Origin of the sequence: Microcoleus sp. LAD1_D3 (assembly GCF_036702135.1) — a bacterium.
Lineage (GTDB): Bacteria > Cyanobacteriota > Cyanobacteriia > Cyanobacteriales > Microcoleaceae > Microcoleus.
This window is the reverse complement of sequence record NZ_JAUBSB010000007.1, coordinates 174,483-196,131: the sequence shown is the minus strand read 5'-3', so window position 1 is coordinate 196,131 and position 21,649 is coordinate 174,483. Positions and strand designations below refer to the sequence as shown.

At 45.6% G+C, this 21,649-nt stretch carries 10 protein-coding genes; 5 read left to right on the top strand and 5 right to left on the bottom strand.

Features of this window, described 5'->3' with window-relative positions; translation table 11 throughout:
* Positions 1 to 182 precede the first annotated feature (182 nt).
* The gene (locus QUA74_RS06595; protein ID WP_333326281.1) at positions 183 to 596 is read left to right on the top strand and encodes a hypothetical protein; all 414 of its coding nucleotides are present in this window, start codon (positions 183 to 185) and stop codon (positions 594 to 596) included.
* 400 nt (positions 597 to 996) lie between these two features.
* On the opposite strand, the gene QUA74_RS06590 is transcribed toward QUA74_RS06595, so the two are convergent.
* Positions 997 to 10,356, bottom strand: a complete 9,360-nt coding sequence (locus QUA74_RS06590) for a CHAT domain-containing protein (RefSeq protein WP_333326279.1) — start codon at positions 10,354 to 10,356, stop codon at positions 997 to 999.
* A gap of 900 nt (positions 10,357 to 11,256) precedes the next feature.
* On the opposite strand from QUA74_RS06590, the gene QUA74_RS06585 reads away from it, so the two are divergent.
* From QUA74_RS06585 to atpC, 3 genes are all read left to right on the top strand, one after another.
* On the top strand, positions 11,257 to 12,105 hold the full coding sequence (locus tag QUA74_RS06585) for a PEP-CTERM sorting domain-containing protein (RefSeq protein ID WP_333326277.1): 849 nt from the start codon (positions 11,257 to 11,259) through the stop codon (positions 12,103 to 12,105).
* Positions 12,106 to 12,237: 132 nt separating this feature from the next.
* Complete coding sequence (gene atpD, locus QUA74_RS06580; protein WP_333326275.1) at positions 12,238 to 13,695, top strand: F0F1 ATP synthase subunit beta; 1,458 nt, start codon at positions 12,238 to 12,240, stop codon at positions 13,693 to 13,695.
* 174 nt (positions 13,696 to 13,869) lie between these two features.
* Positions 13,870 to 14,277: an ATP synthase F1 subunit epsilon gene (atpC, locus tag QUA74_RS06575; protein ID WP_333326293.1), complete on the top strand. Its 408-nt coding sequence runs from the start codon at positions 13,870 to 13,872 to the stop codon at positions 14,275 to 14,277.
* Between the two features lie 91 nt (positions 14,278 to 14,368).
* On the opposite strand, the gene QUA74_RS06570 is transcribed toward atpC, so the two are convergent.
* Positions 14,369 to 14,668: a DUF7734 family protein gene (locus tag QUA74_RS06570; protein WP_333326273.1), complete on the bottom strand. Its 300-nt coding sequence runs from the start codon at positions 14,666 to 14,668 to the stop codon at positions 14,369 to 14,371.
* 633 nt (positions 14,669 to 15,301) lie between these two features.
* Here QUA74_RS06570 and QUA74_RS06565 point away from each other — a divergent pair.
* A complete protein-coding gene (locus QUA74_RS06565) occupies positions 15,302 to 18,697 on the top strand; it encodes an ATP-binding protein (RefSeq protein ID WP_333326271.1) in 3,396 nt (1,131 codons plus the stop codon).
* A 48-nt stretch (positions 18,698 to 18,745) separates the two neighbouring features.
* On the opposite strand, the gene QUA74_RS06560 is transcribed toward QUA74_RS06565, so the two are convergent.
* From QUA74_RS06560 to QUA74_RS06550, 3 genes are all read right to left on the bottom strand, one after another.
* Complete coding sequence (locus QUA74_RS06560; RefSeq protein WP_333326269.1) at positions 18,746 to 19,018, bottom strand: peptidoglycan-binding domain-containing protein; 273 nt, start codon at positions 19,016 to 19,018, stop codon at positions 18,746 to 18,748.
* Between the two features lie 220 nt (positions 19,019 to 19,238).
* Positions 19,239 to 19,520 carry a peptidoglycan-binding domain-containing protein gene (locus QUA74_RS06555; RefSeq protein WP_333326267.1) on the bottom strand — a complete coding sequence of 94 codons (282 nt, stop codon included), beginning with the start codon at positions 19,518 to 19,520 and terminating at the stop codon, positions 19,239 to 19,241.
* Positions 19,521 to 20,031: 511 nt separating this feature from the next.
* Positions 20,032 to 21,486, bottom strand: a complete 1,455-nt coding sequence (locus QUA74_RS06550; protein ID WP_333410474.1) for a hypothetical protein — start codon at positions 21,484 to 21,486, stop codon at positions 20,032 to 20,034.
* Positions 21,487 to 21,649 lie beyond the last annotated feature (163 nt).

Genomic DNA, 21,649 nt, shown 5'->3' with positions numbered 1-21,649 from the left:
CCCGCCCCTACGGGGGCTACGCCAACGAAGAGGATCGCACTTGGTCAATATACCTACTTCCCCGGCGGTGCTGCCCGAATCGGTTGTCGGTACTGGCTAGTTTTGCTAAAATTTGATAGAGTTTGCAATAGCGATCGCCACTGCCCGCTTAGCCAAATCCCAGCAATCATAGGAGATACATTATGTCGGAAGTTCCAGCAGAACAAACACAAACAAACTTGACAACTCCCGAAATAACTACCGAAAGCTCAATTTCGGGAGTGGAAAACGTGAAAAATAGTTTGGGAAACATCCTAAATAGTTGGAAGTTGAAAGCAGGATTAGCCGTTGCTGTACTTTTGGGAGTTTTGCTATTTGCTTTCTACTGGCAGCATATGATTGCAGTGGTAGGTATGAAGAGTTGGTCGGCGCGATCGGGAGCTAACCCGATCGAATGTATGGTAAGAGATACTAATAACGACGAGTATGTCAGTTGCAGCGCCCTCCTCGATCAGCAGATTGTCCCTCTTGAGTGCAGTTCGAGTTTGTTCAATATCGGCTGTCGAGTCAATTACGGAACTGCGGCACCCAATCCGAGACAAAGCAGCCCTAGATAGAGCATCTGCGGGTTAGAGATGATTGTTGAACGAACAAATTTGCTACTTAAAATATGGGGGTTACAAAAAAACTCTCACCGTGAAAACACTCCAGCAATAAAGAGCGGAAAACTATTGTTTTTCTTGTTGTAAATTAGCAGGTAAGTCTACTTACCTGCTATTGCCATTAGGTAATCTGTGATAGATGATGTGCGGCAGTATATTGGCGATCGGAAGGTTTTTGATGATATTACTTTGATCGTGATGAAACAGAAAGAGAGTTCCAAACCCCCTGGATCGATCGCGGGTTGAAATTGGGGCAGCCACGGGGGAACCGCCCCAACTACCCCAAGCGGGCATTGTCGCTACTGTAGAAACTTTCGTCCCTAAGAAGCGGAGAATGAAAGATAAAAATAGCAGCTTACCAAGGGCTTCCGATCATGGTGAAACTGCTCCAATAGTAAGGATGAGAAAAATTTTGGTTTGTTTGTTGTAAATTAGCAGGTAAATTTAACTTGCCGCCTGTTGTTACTAACTGTCCGTTTTCCAGTCGTACTTTACCGGACATTATTGCTTGTTGAGCCAGTTGCAAAGCTTCTGCCTTAGTTGTGGTTCCTCGCAACTGGTGGTAAAATTCGCTCATCAGCCCCAAAGTGCCTCCATCGTCAACATACCACAAACTCCCTAAAGCAGATTTCGCGCCGGATTTTACTGCTAAACCTCCAAAACCTAATTCTGCTTCCCGATCGCCCATAGCAGTTCTACAAGCACTTAATACTAACAAGTCTACCTGCGGATTTCGCCAATTCAAACTCTCCATGCGATCGAGCTGCAATTTGGAATTCCACATTTGAATGTAGGAATTGCTCGCTTTTCCCGGTTTGAATTCAGCGTGAGTTGCTAGGTGAACGATCCGAAATCCTCCCTTGGTGTGTTCCGACTTGAGATTATCTAAAGTGAAAGTAGAATTGAGGAAAGATGGGCTCTGCCACTGAGCCGAAATCGCCTGCAGTTCGATCGGCACATTGGGCAAGGGCTGTTGGTCAACAAATTCTGACCTTCCCATTGCTAGCACTGTGGCGTCTCTAACAGCTTTATAATCGGTATTAGTCGAACTAAAACTTGGAATTAGGCTGAAACTGTATTTTTCAATCAAGAAGCCTTTACCGTCGTGCAATGCGGCAAAGGGCAGGCTCCGCAATCCGGGATCGACTGACAGTAATAAAGTTTGAATTCCTAAGTTTTGTAAGTCTTTTTCTAGGGGTGCGATCGCCCATTTATATAGTTGCTGGGCTGCGGGTAGATAACTGGTACTAGCGCGTTTTGCAGGATTGGTGATTTCAGCTCGCAACTCCTGGACGGTAGGGAAAAGAGCTGCTCTGTTGGCTTCGGGGACGCTGTAGTGAATCGGCCGGCCGACCGGAGGAACTAAAATTAGTTCCAGTCGATCTTCTCGCGAGACTATGTAGATAATACCAGACCGCTTGCCGGTTTGCTGTTCAATATTTTGTAAGGTTTGTTGGAATGTCGAAATCAAGAGTTTTTCCTCTGGGAGATTGGCTTTTACCCCCAGGTATTCTCCAAATTCTTGATTCCTCATTTCTTCGATTCGCCAGACTATGTTCTGTATGTCGTTAGCTTCAAAAAGTCCATCGGGAGACGGAACATATCCCAGAACTAAATTAGAAGTAGGATTGACTGTTGGTGGTTGTTTTGATTCTGGTGGGGACGGTACGATGTCCGCGGGTAATTGACTGGTGATACTTTGATCGATGGTTAAAACTCGATCGGTAGCAGCAACACCGGGATTGTCTAGCGGTGGAGTTTTCGGGGGTTGAAAGTCTTCTGAATCAGGGGTTGAAGATTCTCCTTGCGGTGCGGGTGTATCTGCGGCTGTGGGCGATGTTGTTGCTGTCACAGGTCCGGGCACTTGTATTTCCGTAGGATCGATCGGAGTGGGAGTGACACTTGGAGTGGGAGTGACACTCGGAGCGGGAGTGGGAGTGACACTTGGAGTGGGATTGGGAGTGACACTTGGAGTGGGAGTGACACTTGGAGTGGGATTGGGAGTGACACTTGGAGTGGGATTGGGAGTTACTAGCGGAGTGGGAGTTTCACTCGGAGTCGGAGTTGGAGTTACTACCGGAGTTGGAGTGACACTTGGAGTGGGAGTTGGAGTTACTAGCGGAGTGGGAGTTTCACTCGGAGTCGGAGTTGGAGTTACTACCGGAGTTGGAGTTTCACTCGGAGTCGGAGTTGGAGTGACACCTGGAGTGGGAGTTGGAGTTAGTACCGGAGTTGGAGTGACAACTGGAGTGGGAGTCGGAGTTAGTACCGGAGTGGGAGTGACACTTGGAGTGGGAGTCGGAGTTAGTACCGGAGTTGGAGTTTCATTCGGAGTCGGAGTTGGAGTTACTACCGGAGTTGGAGTTTCACTCGGAGTCGGAGTTGGAGTTACTACCGGAGTTGGAGTTTCACTCGGAGTGGGAGTTGGAGTTACTACCGGAGTTGGAGTTTCACTCGGAGTGGGAGTTGGAGTTACTACCGGAGTTGGAGTTGGCGTTGGCGTCGGATCGATCGCGTCGTCAGTCGAAAACACAATATTACCCACACTACTAGAACGCGGAAACGACTGCGATGTAATGGTAGATTGTCCCGTTGTAATTGCACCCGCCGTACCGTTGCTAGCAGCATCCCCCACCACAAACGGTTGAATCGGCGTCCCTCCATCTCCCCCAGCGTGCACAATTGTAATTTTGCCACCACCGGCGCCGCCAGCAGTAGAAATGCTAGCAAATCCCGTGGGCGACAGTGGGGTGGAAAAAGTACCCGTAGCGCGGAAAAAATTGCCTGTTATTGCTGTCACCTCGCCACCGGTGCTGCCTGTACCGCCTTGGGCATTGATAAACTCTACTTGAATATCGCCGATCGGATCTAAGAACACATTGCCGGCATTTCCGACTATACCGCTAGAGTTAATTTGTCCGGTGGTAATTGAAGTTATCGCCTTAACTGTTATGTTGCCGCCACTGTTTGCCGATGTATTCAAATTGCCGGCGGTGAAATTGTTACCGCTTGTAAAGAGAATTTCTCCGCCATTAGCAGTAATATTTTTAACGGTTATATCGCCCTTGGCAGTAATATCGACTTTGGCGGCGGTGACATCTCCCCATAAATTGACTTTTTCCGTGTTTAGTGCCGTCAATTGTTGCGCGTTAATTGTCGAGTTTCCTGTCACATTGCCAGCATTTTCGATCGCAAGATTTCCTAACTTGCTGGTGGCCCCCACCGAACCGTTGAAAGTGATGCTGCCGCTACCTGCATCCAGATTTAAGTTGCGGGCCGCATCAATACTGTCGATCGCACCTCCAAAGGCAATATTCCCTCCAGCCGTACTCAATATCGCATCTTTTGTCAACCCGAGAACACCGTTAATATTGATATTGCCATTATTAGTAGTAACATTGCCACCCAACTTAGTGCTGGCAGCAGCAATATTAAAACCCGAATTGCTCGCAATATTACCGTTAGTGAATTCTGCCTGCGTTGCCGTAACATTCAAAACAGAAAGTGGTGCTGTTCCTCCGATATTTCCTTGCACCAACACATTGCCTGTAGCGGCATCTAAGTTCAACAAATGATTACCGTCTATCGCACCCGTTATCTTAATATCTCCGCCGCTGGTACTGAGATTAATCGCGTTGCCGAGTGTTACCGTGCCGTTGAGAGCGAGCGGATTTTTATTGGTATTGATGCCATAATTCAAATTAATTGTGGCAGCGTTAAGAGCAATGCTGCTGTTGTCATTGCCGGTAATAGTGCCATCAAGTGCGATCGTACCAGTTCCCGTTTGAATATTTACTGGATCTAAAAATGTGAGATTAAAGGGAACACTAATATTGGCACTGCTATCCGATCGTCCGATCGCGATCGAGCTAAATCCATTTTGAATCAAATTAAGTTCCGATGCAGTCAAATCTAAAGCGCTAGTATTGTTATCAATTGCGCCAACAACAATATTTTGTCCTGCTGTTGCGGGTTGCAGCGTTAACGCACCAGTACCAGAAACATTACCCGAAAAATTAATTTCACCTGCTGTTAAATTCAGAGGGTTACTACCTGCCGATACAGTAGAACCGAAAGTAATAGCTGCATCTCCCAGTGTAAAATTTACAGGAGCTTTTAATGTCACCGGATCGCTAAAACTAATGTTATCATTAGTTGTGGTGATATTTCCGCTAACCGCAGTGGTTCCACCGCCATTTTGAATAAATGCACCGTCTAAATTCAGGTTTTTCTCAATATTGAGATTCACCTTATTGGTAGTTGTGAGAGTGCCGTCATTGGTGGTTGTTACAGTTCCTTTGAGATTAACATTATCAGCCGCAATACCCAGATTGCCAGCTACGTCAACTGTATTATTGAAAGTAACTTCGCTGCCTGCGAGAATCGGATTATTGGCAATTGTAACTGCATCTCCATAAGTTTGAAGGCCAGTTGTAGTGACATAGCCTTTAAGTTGAGTTGTGCCGCCAGCATCTGAAGTCAAACTCGCGGCATTGACTGTTTTATTAAATGCGGTTGTTCCTGTAGAGTTAGCTGTTAAATTGCCGATCGCATTTGTTGGATTCCCAACGGCACCATTGAATGTAACATCACCGCTAGCGGCTTTTACAGTCAAATCGCTGCTGCCGTTAACAGTATTATTGAAAGTTATGCTGTCACCTGAAAGAATCGGATTGTTGGCAATTGTAACTGCATCTCCATAAGTTTGAGCGCCCGTTGTAGTCACATTGCCATTGAGTTGAGTTGTGCCGCCAGCATCTGTAGTCAAACTCGCGGCATTGACTGTTTTATTAAATGCGGTTGTTCCTGTAGAGTTAGCTGTTAAATCGCTGCTGCCGTTAACAGTATCGTTGAAAGTAATGTCGCTGCCTGCAAGAATTGGATTGTTGGCAATTGTAATTGCATCTCCATAAGTTTGACTGCCGGTTGTAGTCACATTGCCATTGAGTTGAGTTGTGCCGCCAGCATCTGTAGTCAAACTCGCGGCATTGACTGTTTGATTCAATGCGGTTGTTCCTGTAGACTTAGCTGTTAAATTGCCGATCACACTTGCAGCACCATTGAATGTAAGATTACCGCTAACCGCATTCGCCGTCAAATCGCTGCTGCCGTTAACAGTAGTATCGAAAGTAATGTCGCTGCCTGCGAGAATCGGATTGTTGGCAATTGTAACTGCATCTCCATAAGTTTGAGTGCCAGTTGTAGTGACATCGGCCTTCAGTTCGGTTGTACCGCCAGGATTTGTGGTAAAAGTGGTAGACTTGACAGCATTAAATGTAGTTGAACCAGCACTTTTGACGGTGAGATTTCCTAATACTGTCGCGTCGCCGATCAAACCTTTAACCTCAATTTTTCCAGTACCTGTTTCTAAAGTGAGATTGCCACTGCCATCAATGTTATTGTTAAACAGAATACTGCCACCTGCTGAAATGCCATTACTGACTAAGACGCTATCTCCAACTAAGGTATTACCGTTAATTGTGATATCTTGAGATTGGGTGGTAATACTGCCATTTAAGTTATTAGTTGTAGCATTGAGAGTAATTGAAGCATTATCAGTTCCCGAAATCGATTGATTGGGATTGAGAAAAATTGTGCCTTGAGTATTGAAAGTCACAGGATCGGCAAAAGATACTGGCAAATTCTCTACAGTGATATTGCCTGTAGTAGTGTTCCCTCCGAAAACAATGGCACTAAAGCCATTACGCAAGGAGGATAAAAACGGTGCTCCTATATCGATCGCCTGCGGATCGTCACCAAGTCCAGCCTGGAAGCGAATTCCGAAATTTGGCGAAAAAGGCTGAATTGAAAAACTCCCTTTACTCTGGGCGGAACCTGCTCCCGAAAAGCCAATCTCATTCCCGGTAATGCTAATATTTCCAGTACCGGGCAATCCATTAGCATCAATGCTATTTATCCCAACTTCATTGGGAGTTGCGATCGCGATATCTCCAGCGGCACCGGAACTAGAACTGGAATTAACTACTCCTGAGTATGCAAAAATGTTGCCTGTTTGACCTGTGAGGGTGATTTTTCCGCCATTACCAGCAGTGGAACTGGAGTTAAGATTACTAGCATTAATATTGTTGGCACTGAGTGTAATCGGGCCACCATTTCCGGTACTGGATGTGGTATCAATTGCCCCTGCAGTCGTATCAATATTGCCCTTAGTGCTGGTAAGGGCGATCGCCCGTCCGGGATTTGTGATATCGCCAGCAGTAATATCGCCTGTAGTTGTAATTGCGATCGGGTTGGGACTGGTAACATTGAGAGAATTTTCTATTTTCAGGGAACGCAATGGCACAGGCGTCCCAATTGGCCCGCTGAGATTAATAATACCTGTTCCCGTAGTCAAAACTAGGTTGCCATCGCCGTCAACCGTTCCCCCAAAATTAATGTCGCCTGCATCCGTTAACCCAGTATCGAGAGTGACATTAGAACCCGTACGGAGAGAGACTTGCTCACCAAAGGTAATATTCTGTTCGTTGGTGAGAATATTTGCGTTTAAGTTAGTCGTTGGAGCCTTAAAAGTTATTGAAGCGTTGTTTACACCTGTAAGGTTTCCATCGACTGCAATTGTGCCAGCTTGCATTGTGACGGGGAAATTAAAAGTAACACCAGCGGGGTCAATTGCGATATTCCCCGTCCCACCCGTGCGCCCGATAATCATTTGGGAAAACCCATTTAAAAACGGAGGCGCGAGTTCAGCAGTGCTGAGATTCAAACGAGCGTCCGCAGTATTACCGCCCACAGTAATATCTAAAGTGGGAGTAAGCGGCTCCAACTGGATAGTCCCAGTACCTTTAACTTGAATTGTTTCTGACAATTGAATTTCATCGCCCGTCAAAGTGACCTTGCCGCCTTTAGTCGCGTCAATCACACCTTCGGTGAGGTTAATGGGAATGGAATTGTTGTTAGCCTTTCCCGTGAGACTAATATTACCCGTTTCCATAGCTTGCACGCTGCTACTACCCTCGAACGTGAGGAAGTGAATGCCGTAGTTGCTAAATGCTGCACCTACACCCGTACCGGTTAAAACAATATCTCCATTCTCCGATCGTACCCTGCCTGAGTTGAGTCTGATCCCGAAATTACTGTCCGTGCCTGCACTGCCCGTCCCCGTCAACGTCACCTTTCCCAAGCCTGCGGTTTGGATAAAACCGTAAGATATCTCTATACCCTCGTTGCTAAACCCAGTGCCACCACCTGTACCAGTCAGACTTACATTTCCAGAGAGCGCTTTCACTGTGGCGGCCATGAATATCCCTTCATTGGAATTAGTCCCATTGCCGCCAACACCCCTCAGAGTCACATTCCCGGTGCCTGTGGACTCCACCACCCCATCCACTAAAATACCCGTGTTGTTGTCCGCGCTCCCCTGGCCTGTTCCAGTTAGGGCGATATCTCCATTCTGGGATTTTACCGTGCTGCCCAAATGCCTTATCCCTTGATTGCCACTCGTCCCATTTCCCCCAGTCCCGGTGATGGTGACAGTCCCGTTCCCCGCCGTTGACTCCACTGTAGCGTTGTTTAGATTAACGCCTCTATTTTGGATTCCTGTCCCCGCACCTGTTCCAGTCAGGCTGACATTTCCCCCAGCCGATCGCACTGTACTGCTGTCAATAGATATCCCTTTATTATCATCTATCCCGTTTCCGCCAGTACCGTTGAAAGTAATACTCCCTGTTCCGATCGATTCCACTGTGCTGGTGGTATTAATGTTAATCCCGTTGCTGCCGCTTCCAGTTCCACCTGTGCCAGTGAGGCTGATATTTCCATTAGCTGAAGTCACCTTAGATGTACCTGTAACAACCATACCTTCGGGGGTGAGTTCGGTTCCGCCAGTACCGTTGAGAGTAATATTGCCGCTGCCAGTAGTTTGTAGTGTGCTAGCGCCAATCGAAATACCATTACTGTATAATACGGCCCCACCGTCTCCTCCGCCGAAAAAACCTAAGCCACCAATACCATTCAGGTCAATGTTTCCACTTCCGGCATTAATTGTGCTGTTCTGGACAATGATTCCCTCCCCGATGCTCCCCTGACCATTACCCAGGAAATTACCACCATTAGTATCGATCGTCGAACCTACGATACGGACACCACCACCGTTTAGATTATCACTATCAGCATTCAGAGTAATATTTCCTCCCTGACTTGTGATATTGTTATTAATAGCAATATTATTATTAGCATTCAGAGTCAAGGAATTACTATTAGCCCAAGAAATCGGAGCGTTGACTGTAATATTACCTTGGCTCGGAAAATCCGATGCAGTGGAAATAGTCACATTTCCCAAACCTAGCTGTGTTTGCAGCGTCCCATTATTAATTGTAGAAGTAGCAGCAGAGGGCGTAAATGCTCCCCCTGCTAAAATGCCGCCTGTATCCGCACCTGTACTAATAATAATATCAGTAGGATCTAATAATAAGGTGCCAGCAATCCCAAAGGTCGATCGCAAATCAACTAATCCTTGAAAATCCAGCGATTGCTTTCCCGACACTTCCACAAAGCCGCCATTCCCAGAAAACAAGCCACCTCTGGCCGTAATATTGCCATTAAAGCGAGTAGTTTCATCAGCCCAAACTATGACTCGCCCGCCATTCCCATTACTAACAGCATCAGCATTAATCGTCGAGTTGCTGCTAACAAAAGTCCGCGAAGCACTGGGCACCGTCCCCAAACCCTGATAATCTCCGCCAATCAGTACATTACCGCCACCGTTAATCCCAGAAGCATTGATATTGCCTGCAATAACTCCTACTTGGTCGCCTAAAATATTTACAGTACCGCCAGTGTTGCCAGAGACATTGACGCTGCCAGATGCGATCGCAGTTCCCGCAGTTACCGGCACAGCAACATTCCCTGTTAACACAACTTCCCCATTGGGATTTACCGTCAAACCCGTCGCCTGTGCCACACCTTGTCCAGTCAGCAACTCCGGCAAAGATAACACAGGCTGCGTCCAATTGTTTGGCAGCGAACTTTGATTTGCTGTCGGCTGAATATCCAAGCTCAATAAATTTCCAGCTTGACTAATTCGCACCAAATTGTTACCCGGTACGGCGCTGATCAGAATATTGCCGCTAGGCGCAGTTACCTGACCCGTATTGACAACCGTACCGCCGATCAAACTTAAACTTTGACCTGGTGTCACCGTCAGATTGCCTGCATTAACAATGCTTCCCCCTTGCAAATTGGTAAACGCAAAACTATTCGGTGCCCCGATTAAAGTTGCCCAATTGTTATTGCCGATCGCACTAAACCACTGATTGTTCCCAAAACCAATACCTGTCGCCGTAGTAGCATTAAAAGATCCCGGCACGTTGAGACTGGCATTCGGCCCGAAAATTATGCCAGCAGGATTCATCAAAAATAAATTGGAATTGCCGCCCGTAACTTGAATTAAGCCATTTATTAAAGAAGGATTACCCCCAGTAATCCTTCCCAAAATATTTTGAATATTGGGATTAGTCAGAAAGTTAGCCGTTTGAGCCTCGCTGAGGCCAAACTGAGTAAAACTGTGAAAAAGATTAGCCCCATCTCCGCTGAAGGCCCCCCCGGAAATGTCGTAGCGGTTGCCGCTGGGAGTAACAACTGTGTTAGTGCCGTCTGGTACCGGGGTAATGGGTTGCGCGTTTGCCGAACCCGCCGCTGCACTCAGCCAGCCAACAAGGAATAACCATCCGAGCAAATGTAGTTTGTTGGGTGTCATTGTGTTTAAAGATTGTGCTTAAAGTGCGATCGTATTTATTTCTCCTATATTTACTCCTAAAAATTCCTCATGTCAATAGGAGCCGTCTATTTTGGGTGACAGAATAATTATAAATGAAAAAGGAAATGTAGGTTTTTAATTAATATGATTTACGTAAAAACAGTTTTTTTTACTAGAAGTCAGGCGCGGGAAAGGAAACTTAGTTTCTTTTTTTGACTTTCAATGCTTCGATGATCCAATTACCTTAAAAAACCGGGTTAATGCGTCCGGGACTGTGGGGGAAAATATGGCGCGGAATGCGAGGGTGAGGGGTTTAAAAAACTCGGAATTTTAGTCAAAACTACGTAAGTACCGATCGCCTGTTATACAGCTTGCTTAGAGTGGCAAAAAACTCGCTCACATCCCTACTCGCGGTAGCCGCCGCTGCTTTCTGCATCTGCCGAGCAGCTTGCAGCGCGCTTTCAGGAGCAACGAACCGAACAGCCGACTTTCTCTCAAAAACTTTATATTTTATGGATGAACTTTACCAAAGCTTCATAAAGCTCGATTAAAAATTTTATGTATTTTTGATGAAAGCCAATATTTACAAGTCTTGTACTCAACTTTAGACAGTTACCGCAACGAAGTAAATGTAGTAGGTTGGAAGCCTAAGCAGGATAAAAATCTTGCTCTTACAGATGAAACTGTGGCAATCTGGTGTAAGTGAAAACTCTTAGAAGAAGCACTCATTTACTCCAAAACACCCTTAAGTGAGATCTGTGGGTAGATTCACTGGTGTGGAGCCTCTTCTTTAGGTTTGACGATCGTCCTAAATATAGCCGGCTCGCGATCGTCGATTCGCGTCACGACAACATGGCATTTTGCGCCTTACTACGTAACACTACTGGAGGAATCAGGGTTATGACTACCTTAACGCTAGTCAAAAAAACATCTTTTACAGTCGCCAGCTTGGCAACCACAATGTTGCTCAGCATCTGCACGCCCGTCCGGGCTTTCACGTTCGGCGCTGGCGGCATCCAGTTCGAGCAAGATACCAGTATAAACTTTACCTTCGAGCAATCTCACAGCCCTTACCAGTCCAGCTTGTGGGTGGCCAAAGCTGAGTCAGGAAACAATGGCTACACCAACATCTACGAACTGTTTAAGGAGACTAAACCCTCAGATAACGGCTCTGCCAACAACTGGGAAGGAACCTTCGGCAACGCAGTCACCTCAGACAACGGCTCCATCACCCAAACCTTCAAATTTTTGAAGGATCAAATTTATGCCCTGCTGCTGTGGAGCGACACGGGTAGCGGCAAGCCTTTCGAGCAATACGTCTCGTCGAGTACCTTCATGAACAGCACCCTATGGTGGGCCGCCGGCACCCAGTTCCGAAGAGATGAATGTCTGGTGGCGGGATGTCAGCTTGCTGTGTTTGGTGACGACTTTATGCTCGACTACAACTCCAGCGACTCATTTGCAAACATCAACGGCGGTAAAGGCCCAGAGCAATTTTCATCGCTCACAAAGGCCCAACTGGCTAAGGGCCCAACAAAAATCTCCTTCGACGATGCCCAACCAGGAACCCAGCTTGACTTCAAAGACTTCACCGTGTCGGCTGAGTTAGTCCCCGAACCAGTCCCCGCACCAGTCCCCGAACCAGTCCCCGAACCAGTCCCCGAACCAGTCACAGTGTTCGGGACTATCCTGGGTATCGGGGCTTTGGCTGCAGCTCGCAGGAAAAAAAAGCGAGGGCAGGAACCATAAAAATGACTCTTAACCAGCCCCATACAAATCTAAATAGTGCGTCTGTTCAGTGGTAATCTGAGGAATAGCATTTCTAAATGTTAAGAGTTTTTCCAATATCGGAAAAATAGCATCCTAACAAAGGCACTATTCATGGTATCCACCGCAACAAAAACGAACGTAGGCTACATCACCCAAATCATTGGGCCGGTTGTAGACGTAAAATTCCCAGGCGGCAAACTGCCCCAAATCTATAACGCTCTCACGATTTCCGGCAAAAACGAAGCAGGTCAAGACATTGCCGTTACCTGCGAAGTTCAACAACTGCTGGGAGACAGCCAAGTGCGTGCAGTTTCCATGAGTACCACCGACGGCTTGGTGCGTGGCATGGAAGTAGTAGATACCGGGGCATCGATCCAAGTTCCCGTCGGAATCCCAACTCTCGGCCGGATTTTTAACGTCATCGGCCAACCCGTAGACAACCTCGGCCCGGTCAATACTTCCGAAAGTATGCCCATCCACCGCAACCCGCCGGCTTTCACCGAACTGGAAACCAAGCCTTCGGTGTTTGAAACTGGGATCAAGGTGATTGACCTGCTCGCCCCCTACCGTCGCGGCGGCAAAATCGGTTTGTTCGGCGGCGCAGGCGTCGGCAAAACCGTGATTATGATGGAACTCGTGAACAACATCGCCAAGGCTCACGGCGGCGTGTCCGTGTTCGGTGGTGTGGGCGAGCGCACCCGCGAAGGTAATGACCTCTACAAGGAAATGATCGAGTCGGGGGTTATTAACGAAGAAGACCGCACCAAATCAAAAATTGCTCTGGTTTACGGTCAAATGAACGAGCCGCCTGGTGCTCGGATGCGCGTGGGCTTGTCGGCTCTGGCGATGGCCGAATACTTCCGTGATGTCAGCAAGCAAGACGTGCTGCTGTTCATTGACAATATCTTCCGGTTTGTGCAAGCGGGTTCTGAGGTATCGGCTCTGTTGGGTCGGATGCCTTCGGCTGTGGGATATCAGCCGACTCTCGGTACAGACATGGGCGACTTGCAAGAACGGATTACTTCGACTACCGAAGGTTCGATTACTTCGGTTCAAGCTGTGTACGTACCTGCGGATGACTTGACTGACCCCGCACCGGCTACGACTTTTGCTCACTTGGACGCTACAACTGTGTTGTCTCGCGGTTTGGCTGCGAAGGGGATTTATCCTGCGGTTGACCCGCTGGATTCTACGTCTACAATGTTGCAAGTTAGCGTTGTCGGCGAAGAGCACTATGGTGTTGCTCGTCAGGTGCAGTCAACTCTGCAACGCTACAAGGAATTGCAAGACATTATTGCGATTTTGGGCTTGGATGAGCTGTCGGAAGATGACCGCTTGACCGTTTCTCGCGCTCGCAAAATTGAACGGTTCTTGTCTCAACCGTTCTTTGTGGCGGAAGTGTTCACGGGTTCCCCCGGCAAGTACGTCAAGCTGGCAGACACCATTAAGGGTTTCCAGATGATTTTGGCTGGCGAACTTGACGAATTACCGGAACAAGCTTTCTATTTGGTGGGCGATATCAACGAGGCGATCGCCAAAGCTGAAAAAATGAAAGCTGACGCCAAGTAGAAAATTGGTAATGGGTAATGGGTAATGGGTAATGGGTAATGGGTAATGGGTAATGGTAATGAGTTATTGGAACTAACAAATTACCAATTACCAATTCCCAATTCCCAATTACCAATTACCAATTACCCATTACCCATTCCCAATTACCAATTCCCAATTACCAATTCCCGATTTATGACATTAAATGTAGAGGTAGTGGCCCCAGACAAAATTGTTTGGAATTCTAATGCCGAAGAAGTAATTTTGCCAAGCATAACAGGCCAATTAGGTATCTTGACCGGTCACGCTCCGATGGGGACGGCTTTGGATACGGGAGTGATGCGCGTCCGTCCCGGTAAGGAATGGGTAGCCATTGCTCTCATGGGCGGCTTTGCAAAAATCGAAGAAAACCGAGTTACTATTATTGTCAACGGCGCTGAAAAAGGCGAAACCATTGATAAAGAAGCTGCTCGTACTGCTTACACCGAAGCAGAAGCTCGTTTGGAAAAGTCCGCTAGTGGAACCAAACAAGAGCAATATCAAGCTAAGGAAGCAATCAAACGCGCGAGAGCTCGTTTCCAAGCTGCCGGCGGCACGCTCTAGCTCTAAGGGTAAGGACATAGTGCTTTTGTAGTAGGGACACAACAATGTTGTGTCCCTGCTGTTTTTCTGGCGTTGTGTCCCTAATGTTTTGCTAAACTCCCGCCTCGCACAATAGAGATTGCATTGTTTCCCAAGATAACCCCTGCTGAAGATAGCGGGGGTTATTTGGATTGTAGGGGCTCTCCACGCGATCGACACTGACAATTTTTGCTTCCTCCGGCAAAACAGCAACCTCTGGATCGAAAGCAGTCGATCGCGTTAGGGAGCTAGAAAAGCCTTTAAAAATAGCAATTTCATCGAATTCGCCGTCAATTTCTGCCTTGACGATTAAAACTTCGTGCGATCGTTTTATGGTGTATTGTTCCAAGCGACGAGCAATAGAGTCAGCCATAATAGATAAGTTGTTGAGGATTAAAATTTAACCTTTCGCCCGGGCTAGGAGTAACAGCCTACAATAAAATTGTGCCAGATGTGAGATATAATATACCTTGATTTAGTACCCAATTTCAGAGACTGCTAGCCAAGTATTTAGCCAATTATTTATCTTGAATCAACATTTTTTAACCGATCCAACCACAAGGAGTTTTTCAGAAAATTGTACTCCTATTTTACACTCGATACAAAACAGCGTTTCCATTGTCATGAGGATTCATTAAACAATAATTGCTTGTCGGCTCTATCGAAAAACAAGATATGTACCGATTTGTCAATCTCATTCTGGTAAAAAGTAAAAAATTTGCGGTGTCGGTGCTTGAAATGTATGAACCTGAAACCCAACATAACATTTTTATTGTAGCCGGCAGCACATTTATCTGCTACTCATCTCTATTTGAATCGGTTTAGGACAATGTTGAACTGCCAAGGCTAGAATTGTCCAAGATACCTGGAAAACCCGTTTTCTGGTCTACCAGCTCAATTTATCTCATTTTGTTCAGAAATTCTCGGTCAAAAGTGTTTACAACTCTTAAGACTGGTGGAGATTTGAACCGAACATAAACTAATAATTTCAACCTAAATTACTGCTATGTCAAATCTTTCTCTCAACCGTTTAAGTGCTAAAATTTCAAGAAAAGTTACCCTGCGAACCGTACTCATAGTTCCGTTTGTCTTGCAAGTATTTGCAGCCGTAGGAATTGTGGGATATTTATCCTTTAAAAACAGTCAAAGAGCAGTTAATGACCTGGCGGATCAGTTGATGGGGGAGGTGAGCAATCGCATTGAGCAAAATTTGAGAACTTATCTGCAAACTCCGCACCAAATCAATCAAAGCAAATTGGATGCAGTGAAACTGGGTTTTGTGAACATGAAAGACTTGTCAGCTTGGGAAAAGTATCTGTGGCGACAAGTGCAATTATATCCTTATATCAATTTTACGTCGATCGCTAATTCAGATGGAGAATATCGCACTGGCGAAAAAATGTCTAACGGCACTTTATTGATTAACGCATCGGGTCAATCTAGAGGTTTTGATTTTTATTCTTACAATACTAATGATAGGGGCGATCGCACGACAGTAGCAGCCACCGTCAAAAGCTCCGACATCCGACAGCACCCTGCCTACACCTATGCGGCTCTAGCAGGCAAACCAACTTGGAGTTCAGTTTATGTATCCTTACTAGAACCCACATTGATCCTCAGCGCCCTGCAACCAGTTTACAACAGCCAGAAACAGCTAGAAGGAGTATTAATTGCTGCTTTGCGTCTCGACAGTATCGGTCAATTTTTAAACAGCCTCAAAATAGGTAAATCTGGTCAAACTTTTATTATCCAAAGAAATGGCACGCTGCTGGCAACTTCCACACCCGAAAAACCTTTTCGCACCCAAAACGGTCAAAAAGAACTGTTTAAAGTTAAAGAAAGCAGCGATGCAGTAACGCAAACTACAGCTAAATATTTAGAAAGTCACTTTCAAAACTTGCACCAAATTACCAAATCGCAGCAACTCCATTTTGCGATAAACGGGAAACAGCAATTTTTAAAAGTCCTGCCCTTCCAAGACGACAAGGGTTTAGATTTGCTGATTGTAGTCGTCGTTCCCGAAGCCGACTTTATGGAACAAGTTGATGCGGGCAACCGAACTACAGTGTTGCTATGTTTGGCAGCTTTGGGCATGGCAACTGTGTTAGGAATTATCACTTCTCGCTGGATTATCCAACCTATTTTAAAATTAAAAAATGCAGCAATAGCTTTATCTGAAGGACAATTTGACCAAACTGTAAAGCTCGATCGCTCCGACGAGTTGGGCGTACTTGCCGCTGCTTTTAACAGCATGGCAGCACAACTGCAAGCATCTTTTACTGCCTTAGAAACTAAAAATACCGAACTGCAGCGACTAGACAAACTGAAAGACGAATTCTTAGCCAATACTTCCCACGAACTCCGCACTCCCCTCAACGGCATTATTGGGATTGCAGAATCTTTAATAGACGGTGCTACTGGACAACTGCCCGACTCAACAAATTTTAACTTAGCTTTGATTACATCCTCGGGCAAAAGATTATCTTCTTTAATTAACGATCTTCTGGACTTTTCTCAGCTAAAACACAAAACTATAGAACTCCAAATTAAGTCCGTCGGTATTCGAGAAATAGTCTCGGTAATTCTCACTTTGTCTCAGCCATTAGTAGGCAAAAAAAACTTGCAGTTGATTAACTCAGTCGCTCGTGAATTGCCGCCAATAGCAGCCGACGAGAATCGGTTGCAGCAAATATTTTACAACTTAATCGGCAATGCGATTAAATTTACCGAAAGTGGCCGAGTTGAAATTTCAGCAGAATTGGTAACGGGCAACGCACAATCACCGCCTAATTCCCAATTAGCCATTACTGTATCTGACACTGGTATTGGCATCCCCGAAGATAAATTAGAGCGAATTTTTGAATCCTTTGAACAAGCTGACGGTTCCACTGCGAGAGAATATGGTGGCACGGGTTTAGGGTTAACTGTTGCTAAGCAATTAGTGGAATTGCACGGAGGGAAAATGGGGGTATCTTCAACTGTAGGCGTCGGTTCCCAATTCATCTTTACTTTGCCCGTATCTGAAACTCAGCCGGAATTGAGCAGCATACAGCCGCTTTTAACCGAGGGTTCTCCCATTTTAATTACTCCTGAATTCGCGGGCAAATCCTCGATAATAAATTCTCAGCTATCAGACAATAGCGACTTGGTAGAAAATGAAAAAATCAAAATTTTGGTTGTAGATGATGAACCCATTAATATTCAGGTCATCATCAACAGTCTTTCTATAGAAAACTACGAGATAACTCAAGCGAGCAACGGCTTAGAAGCTTTAAATCTGATTGAATCAGGATTTAAGCCGGACTTAATTTTACTCGATGTAATGATGCCACAGATGACTGGTTATGAAGTGTGTCGAGAAGTCCGCAAAAAATACTCGCCTTTAGAAATGCCGATTCTGATGCTGACGGCTAAAAATCAAACTACTGACTTGGTAGAAGCTTTTAACTTAGAAGCAAATGATTATATAACTAAACCTTTTATCAAAAAGGAATTGTTGGCAAGAATTAACACGCAAATTCGCCTTGCTAAACTGAATGCAGCCTACGGCAGGTTTGTGCCGCACGATTTTCTAAGCTTGCTGGAAAAGGCGAGTATTATTGAAGTAAAATTAGGCGAAAATCAGGAACGAGATATGACAGTGCTGTTTGCTGATATTCGCTCGTTTACGGCGCTTTCCGAAAATATGACACCGCCTGAAAATTTTGCATTTATTAATACTTACTTGGGAAGGGTTAGCCCTGCAATCAGGAAAAATAACGGGTTTATTGACAAATACATTGGGGATGCAGTCATGGCACTGTTTCCTACATCTCCATCTGATGGCGTGCGAGCAGCAATTGATATGCAAAAAGAAGTGAATATTTACAACCAGCAGCGAGAAAAAAATGGTTTGTGTCCGATCGCGATCGGCGTCGGTTTACACGCGGGCAATTTGATGTTGGGTACCATTGGCGAGCGAGAACGGATGGAAAGTACGGTGATTGCTGATGCGGTGAATCTCGCGTCTCGTTTGGAAGGATTGACTAAGGTTTACGGCGCGGGAATTCTAGTTAGCGGTGCAATTATCGATCGCCTGGACGATCCCCAAAAATATAAGTACAGATTTGTCGATCGAGTAAGGGTGAAAGGAAAGACAAATGCTGTGTCGGTGTTTGAAATTTACGATACAGAAACAGAGCAGAGCATTGTACTTAAGCAGCAAACTGCGGAGGTTTTTCAAGAAGCTCTCAATTTTTACTACGAGCAAAAATTTGTTGCCGCCCAAAAAGTATTTCAGAATATTTTACAAATCAATCCAGACGATCGGGTAGCCATGCTGTATTTCAAAAGAGCTCGCAAGTATCGAATGTACGGAGCGCCCGATGGGTGGTCTGGGGTGGAAACTTCGACGGAGAAATAGGGCGCGCACTGCACGCCCTACTCTCTTTAAAAGATGGTTGCACAAACTTTAAAATATAGTTGTACAAACGCCCAATTTATTCCAAGTTTTAGAGCCGACAATGCCATCAGCAACGATTTGTTGTTGCTTTTGAAAATTGATGACTGCTTGTTGGGTTTTCGGGCCGAATCCTCCATCAGTATTTACAGAAAATCCGCTGTCGTTCAAGAGTCGCTGAAGGTAGCGAACGTCCTCATTTTGGGTGACGCCATCGTTGCGTTTGAGGAGAGGGAAATAACGGCAGGAAGGTAATTCCATGTGAATTGCGTTTGTGGTTTGCATAGTTTGAGTCTCCATTGGTTGTTTGCAAGTTGTTTAAAAGCAGGGCAGCGGGGAAAAGATGTTAATTAATAATCCTGGATGCACTTTTGACGGGCATAAACAAGGTTTTGGCTTCGCTCAACCACCAGCTTTTTTAGCGTTTCTGGGGCGTAAAGGAAGTATTGTTGTGAAAAAAAACCGTTTCTTGCTACCCGTGGGCCTAGGATTAGTTAACTTGGATTTAACATCCGGGTTCACCTGTATAACAAGCGCCTAATAGATTCCAAGTTTGAGGGCCGACAATGCCATCAACAGCAATCTTATTTTCCTTTTGAAATTTGATGACTGCTTGTTCAGTTTTTGGGCCGAAGAATCCATCAGTTGCTACGGGATATCCGTTTTTAACTAAGGATTGTTGGAGATAGCGCACGTCTTTATTGGCAGCGGTGCTATTATTGCGTTGCAGTGTGGGCAGTGAAGAGCAAAGAGGCAATTGAGCGTAAATTGAATTTGTGGTTTGCATGGTTTGATTGGGGATTAGTGGTTTGCAAGTCGTTTGAACTTGCTATTCCCCAGTTGTAGCTGTGGGGGGAAGTGCTTTAACAGTCGCTTTTTATAGTGACGCTTATCTGGGGTAGCTCAGATGAGTGACAGCCCGCTCTAAAATCCCTTTTGTACAAAGTAATTGTCAGAGGCAAACAGCAGCCAATTTCCATTTTTTATCAACTTTTAGCATCTTTGCCACCAGCGCCACACCATAAGTAAGTCGGCGCCAAAAAACGCCCCTATGTAAACGAGGGCAAAGTCTCCAAATGCTCTCTACTGGCTGACTTAAACCTGTTTACATAGTGTTACATTATGCGGTTTAATCCCGCCTACTTACCTGTACGGCTGTTGGTGTCGGGATGGATAGGCTGATTGACGTAGAGAAAGCAAGTCAACCAATCCTGTCACGGTGTAATCGCTCCACTTTTATATAAGCTGAGTAATGGTATTTTCTATAGAGGAGGCAAAAATACTGTGTTTAAAGCTAGTTAACCATTTGAGCGAAAAGGGCGATCGGGAAAATTGCTCTTGGGTTGGGACTTTAACTTAGAAGTGATATCGTAGTATCGGTAGATAGTAGATTTCCGGCTGTCAAACAACTTGAGAATTGAATCAATGACAATTTCTGTAACTATCGGGTTAAAGTCGGAAATAAAGTCGTCAGCATTTAGATGTTCTTTAAAAAATTCCTTAGCTCGATCGCACTGATAGCGCATTTCGTCAAAGCCAACAATTTTGACCACAAACGTTGTCAACGGCGAGTTCTCCAAATCGGTTTGAGAAGTGCTTTTAGCCCGCCCCTTTTCTAATAAATTCAATACTTCGGCTTCTAAACCAATTTTAGGTTGGTAAGGTTTCTCTATTTCGGGAAAAAAGCTTTCCAGGCGCACGCAGTTAACAGATTGATCAGGAATTCCTCCCATCATCATCGCCAGAGAAACATCGATGCCCAAACCCGAAGAAAGAGCTTCTAGCAGGGCGAGAGCAGGCAGTTTGCACCCCAAATAAAGCTTCGCAATTTCGAGATTGTACTTAGCAGTAGTTTCCCACCGCTGATAGGTGCGATCGTCTGGATATCCGTCAAACTGTCGGAAAATTATTTCTGGCTTGAGATAATTAAGAAAACCTTCCATCTTGACCAACGCAACTCGGTAGTCGCGAACCGTGTAAAAACCGCAACAGATGAGATTGTGATTGGTTTCCGGCAGTAAATTCCAGGTATTTGCCAAAAAATGGGCTGAACTATGGTGAGCAAAACTCATCACATCCCGGTTAGAAATTCGCACAGATTTTTTCACCGTTTGCCGCATTTCCTCGTCAGTCAAACTGAGGTTAAATCGGCTATTTATTGCCTGCAAGCGGTCATAAAGACCCTGGCTTACCGTTACTCCGGACTCGACGGCGCGAAACGGAATTGTGGCTTCAATGCAGCCTACAATTTGAAGCAATTGCTCGCGTTTGAGAAATGGTTCTAAAGCTTTTGCTGCGACGACAGCGCTGAGAAATTCGTTTTGTCCGGAGAAAGGATTGAGGACTTCGCCCGGTACAAAATTGAATACCAGCATTACCATCTCGAAGATAGCATCCGCCGGCTGTTCAGATTGATCCCGAATTTGTAGTTGTTGGTTAACCTCTTTTGCAACAGGAGTGATGTAGTAGCTGACGTTAAAGTTAATGCTGCGATCGACTTGCACGTAGACGGTATCGTGAAATAAAGCTGCCAAAACCTCGATCGCATCTTCATCTCCCCCCACCTCAAAAATATGTTCGGGAGTGTGAAAAAACCGCCAGGGCCCCATCATCGGCTGAACAACCAGTTCGGCAATCCGAGCGACTTCAGTTGGTTCGACTTTTGCTTCCAGGCGATCGAGGGCCCAAATCAGCCTTTCTAAGCACTGTAAGTAGGCTTGTTTGCTATCCATCACAGTCTTTCCCAGTAACATTGCTGTCAGTCGATTTTGGATTTTAGATTTTAGATTTTAGATTTACTCCACAGATGAATCTGGAAGCTGGAACTTTAGTCTAAAATTTTTAGATCTCCACGACTGGAGTCGGCGGCTTGTATCCGTTTTTGGGCAACTTCACGTCATCCACCCTGCTGTTAGT

What these genes read in the sequence shown, in the direction of transcription:
- QUA74_RS06595 (WP_333326281.1), top strand. Translation starts at nt 183, where the DNA reads ATGTCGGAAGTTCCAGCAGAACAAACACAAACAAACTTGACAACTCCC.
- QUA74_RS06590 (WP_333326279.1), bottom strand. Translation starts at nt 10,356, where the DNA reads ATGACACCCAACAAACTACATTTGCTCGGATGGTTATTCCTTGTTGGC.
- QUA74_RS06585 (WP_333326277.1), top strand. Translation starts at nt 11,257, where the DNA reads ATGACTACCTTAACGCTAGTCAAAAAAACATCTTTTACAGTCGCCAGC.
- atpD (WP_333326275.1), top strand. Translation starts at nt 12,238, where the DNA reads ATGGTATCCACCGCAACAAAAACGAACGTAGGCTACATCACCCAAATC.
- atpC (WP_333326293.1), top strand. Translation starts at nt 13,870, where the DNA reads ATGACATTAAATGTAGAGGTAGTGGCCCCAGACAAAATTGTTTGGAAT.
- QUA74_RS06570 (WP_333326273.1), bottom strand. Translation starts at nt 14,668, where the DNA reads ATGGCTGACTCTATTGCTCGTCGCTTGGAACAATACACCATAAAACGA.
- QUA74_RS06565 (WP_333326271.1), top strand. Translation starts at nt 15,302, where the DNA reads ATGTCAAATCTTTCTCTCAACCGTTTAAGTGCTAAAATTTCAAGAAAA.
- QUA74_RS06560 (WP_333326269.1), bottom strand. Translation starts at nt 19,018, where the DNA reads ATGCAAACCACAAACGCAATTCACATGGAATTACCTTCCTGCCGTTAT.
- QUA74_RS06555 (WP_333326267.1), bottom strand. Translation starts at nt 19,520, where the DNA reads ATGCAAACCACAAATTCAATTTACGCTCAATTGCCTCTTTGCTCTTCA.
- QUA74_RS06550 (WP_333410474.1), bottom strand. Translation starts at nt 21,486, where the DNA reads ATGTTACTGGGAAAGACTGTGATGGATAGCAAACAAGCCTACTTACAG.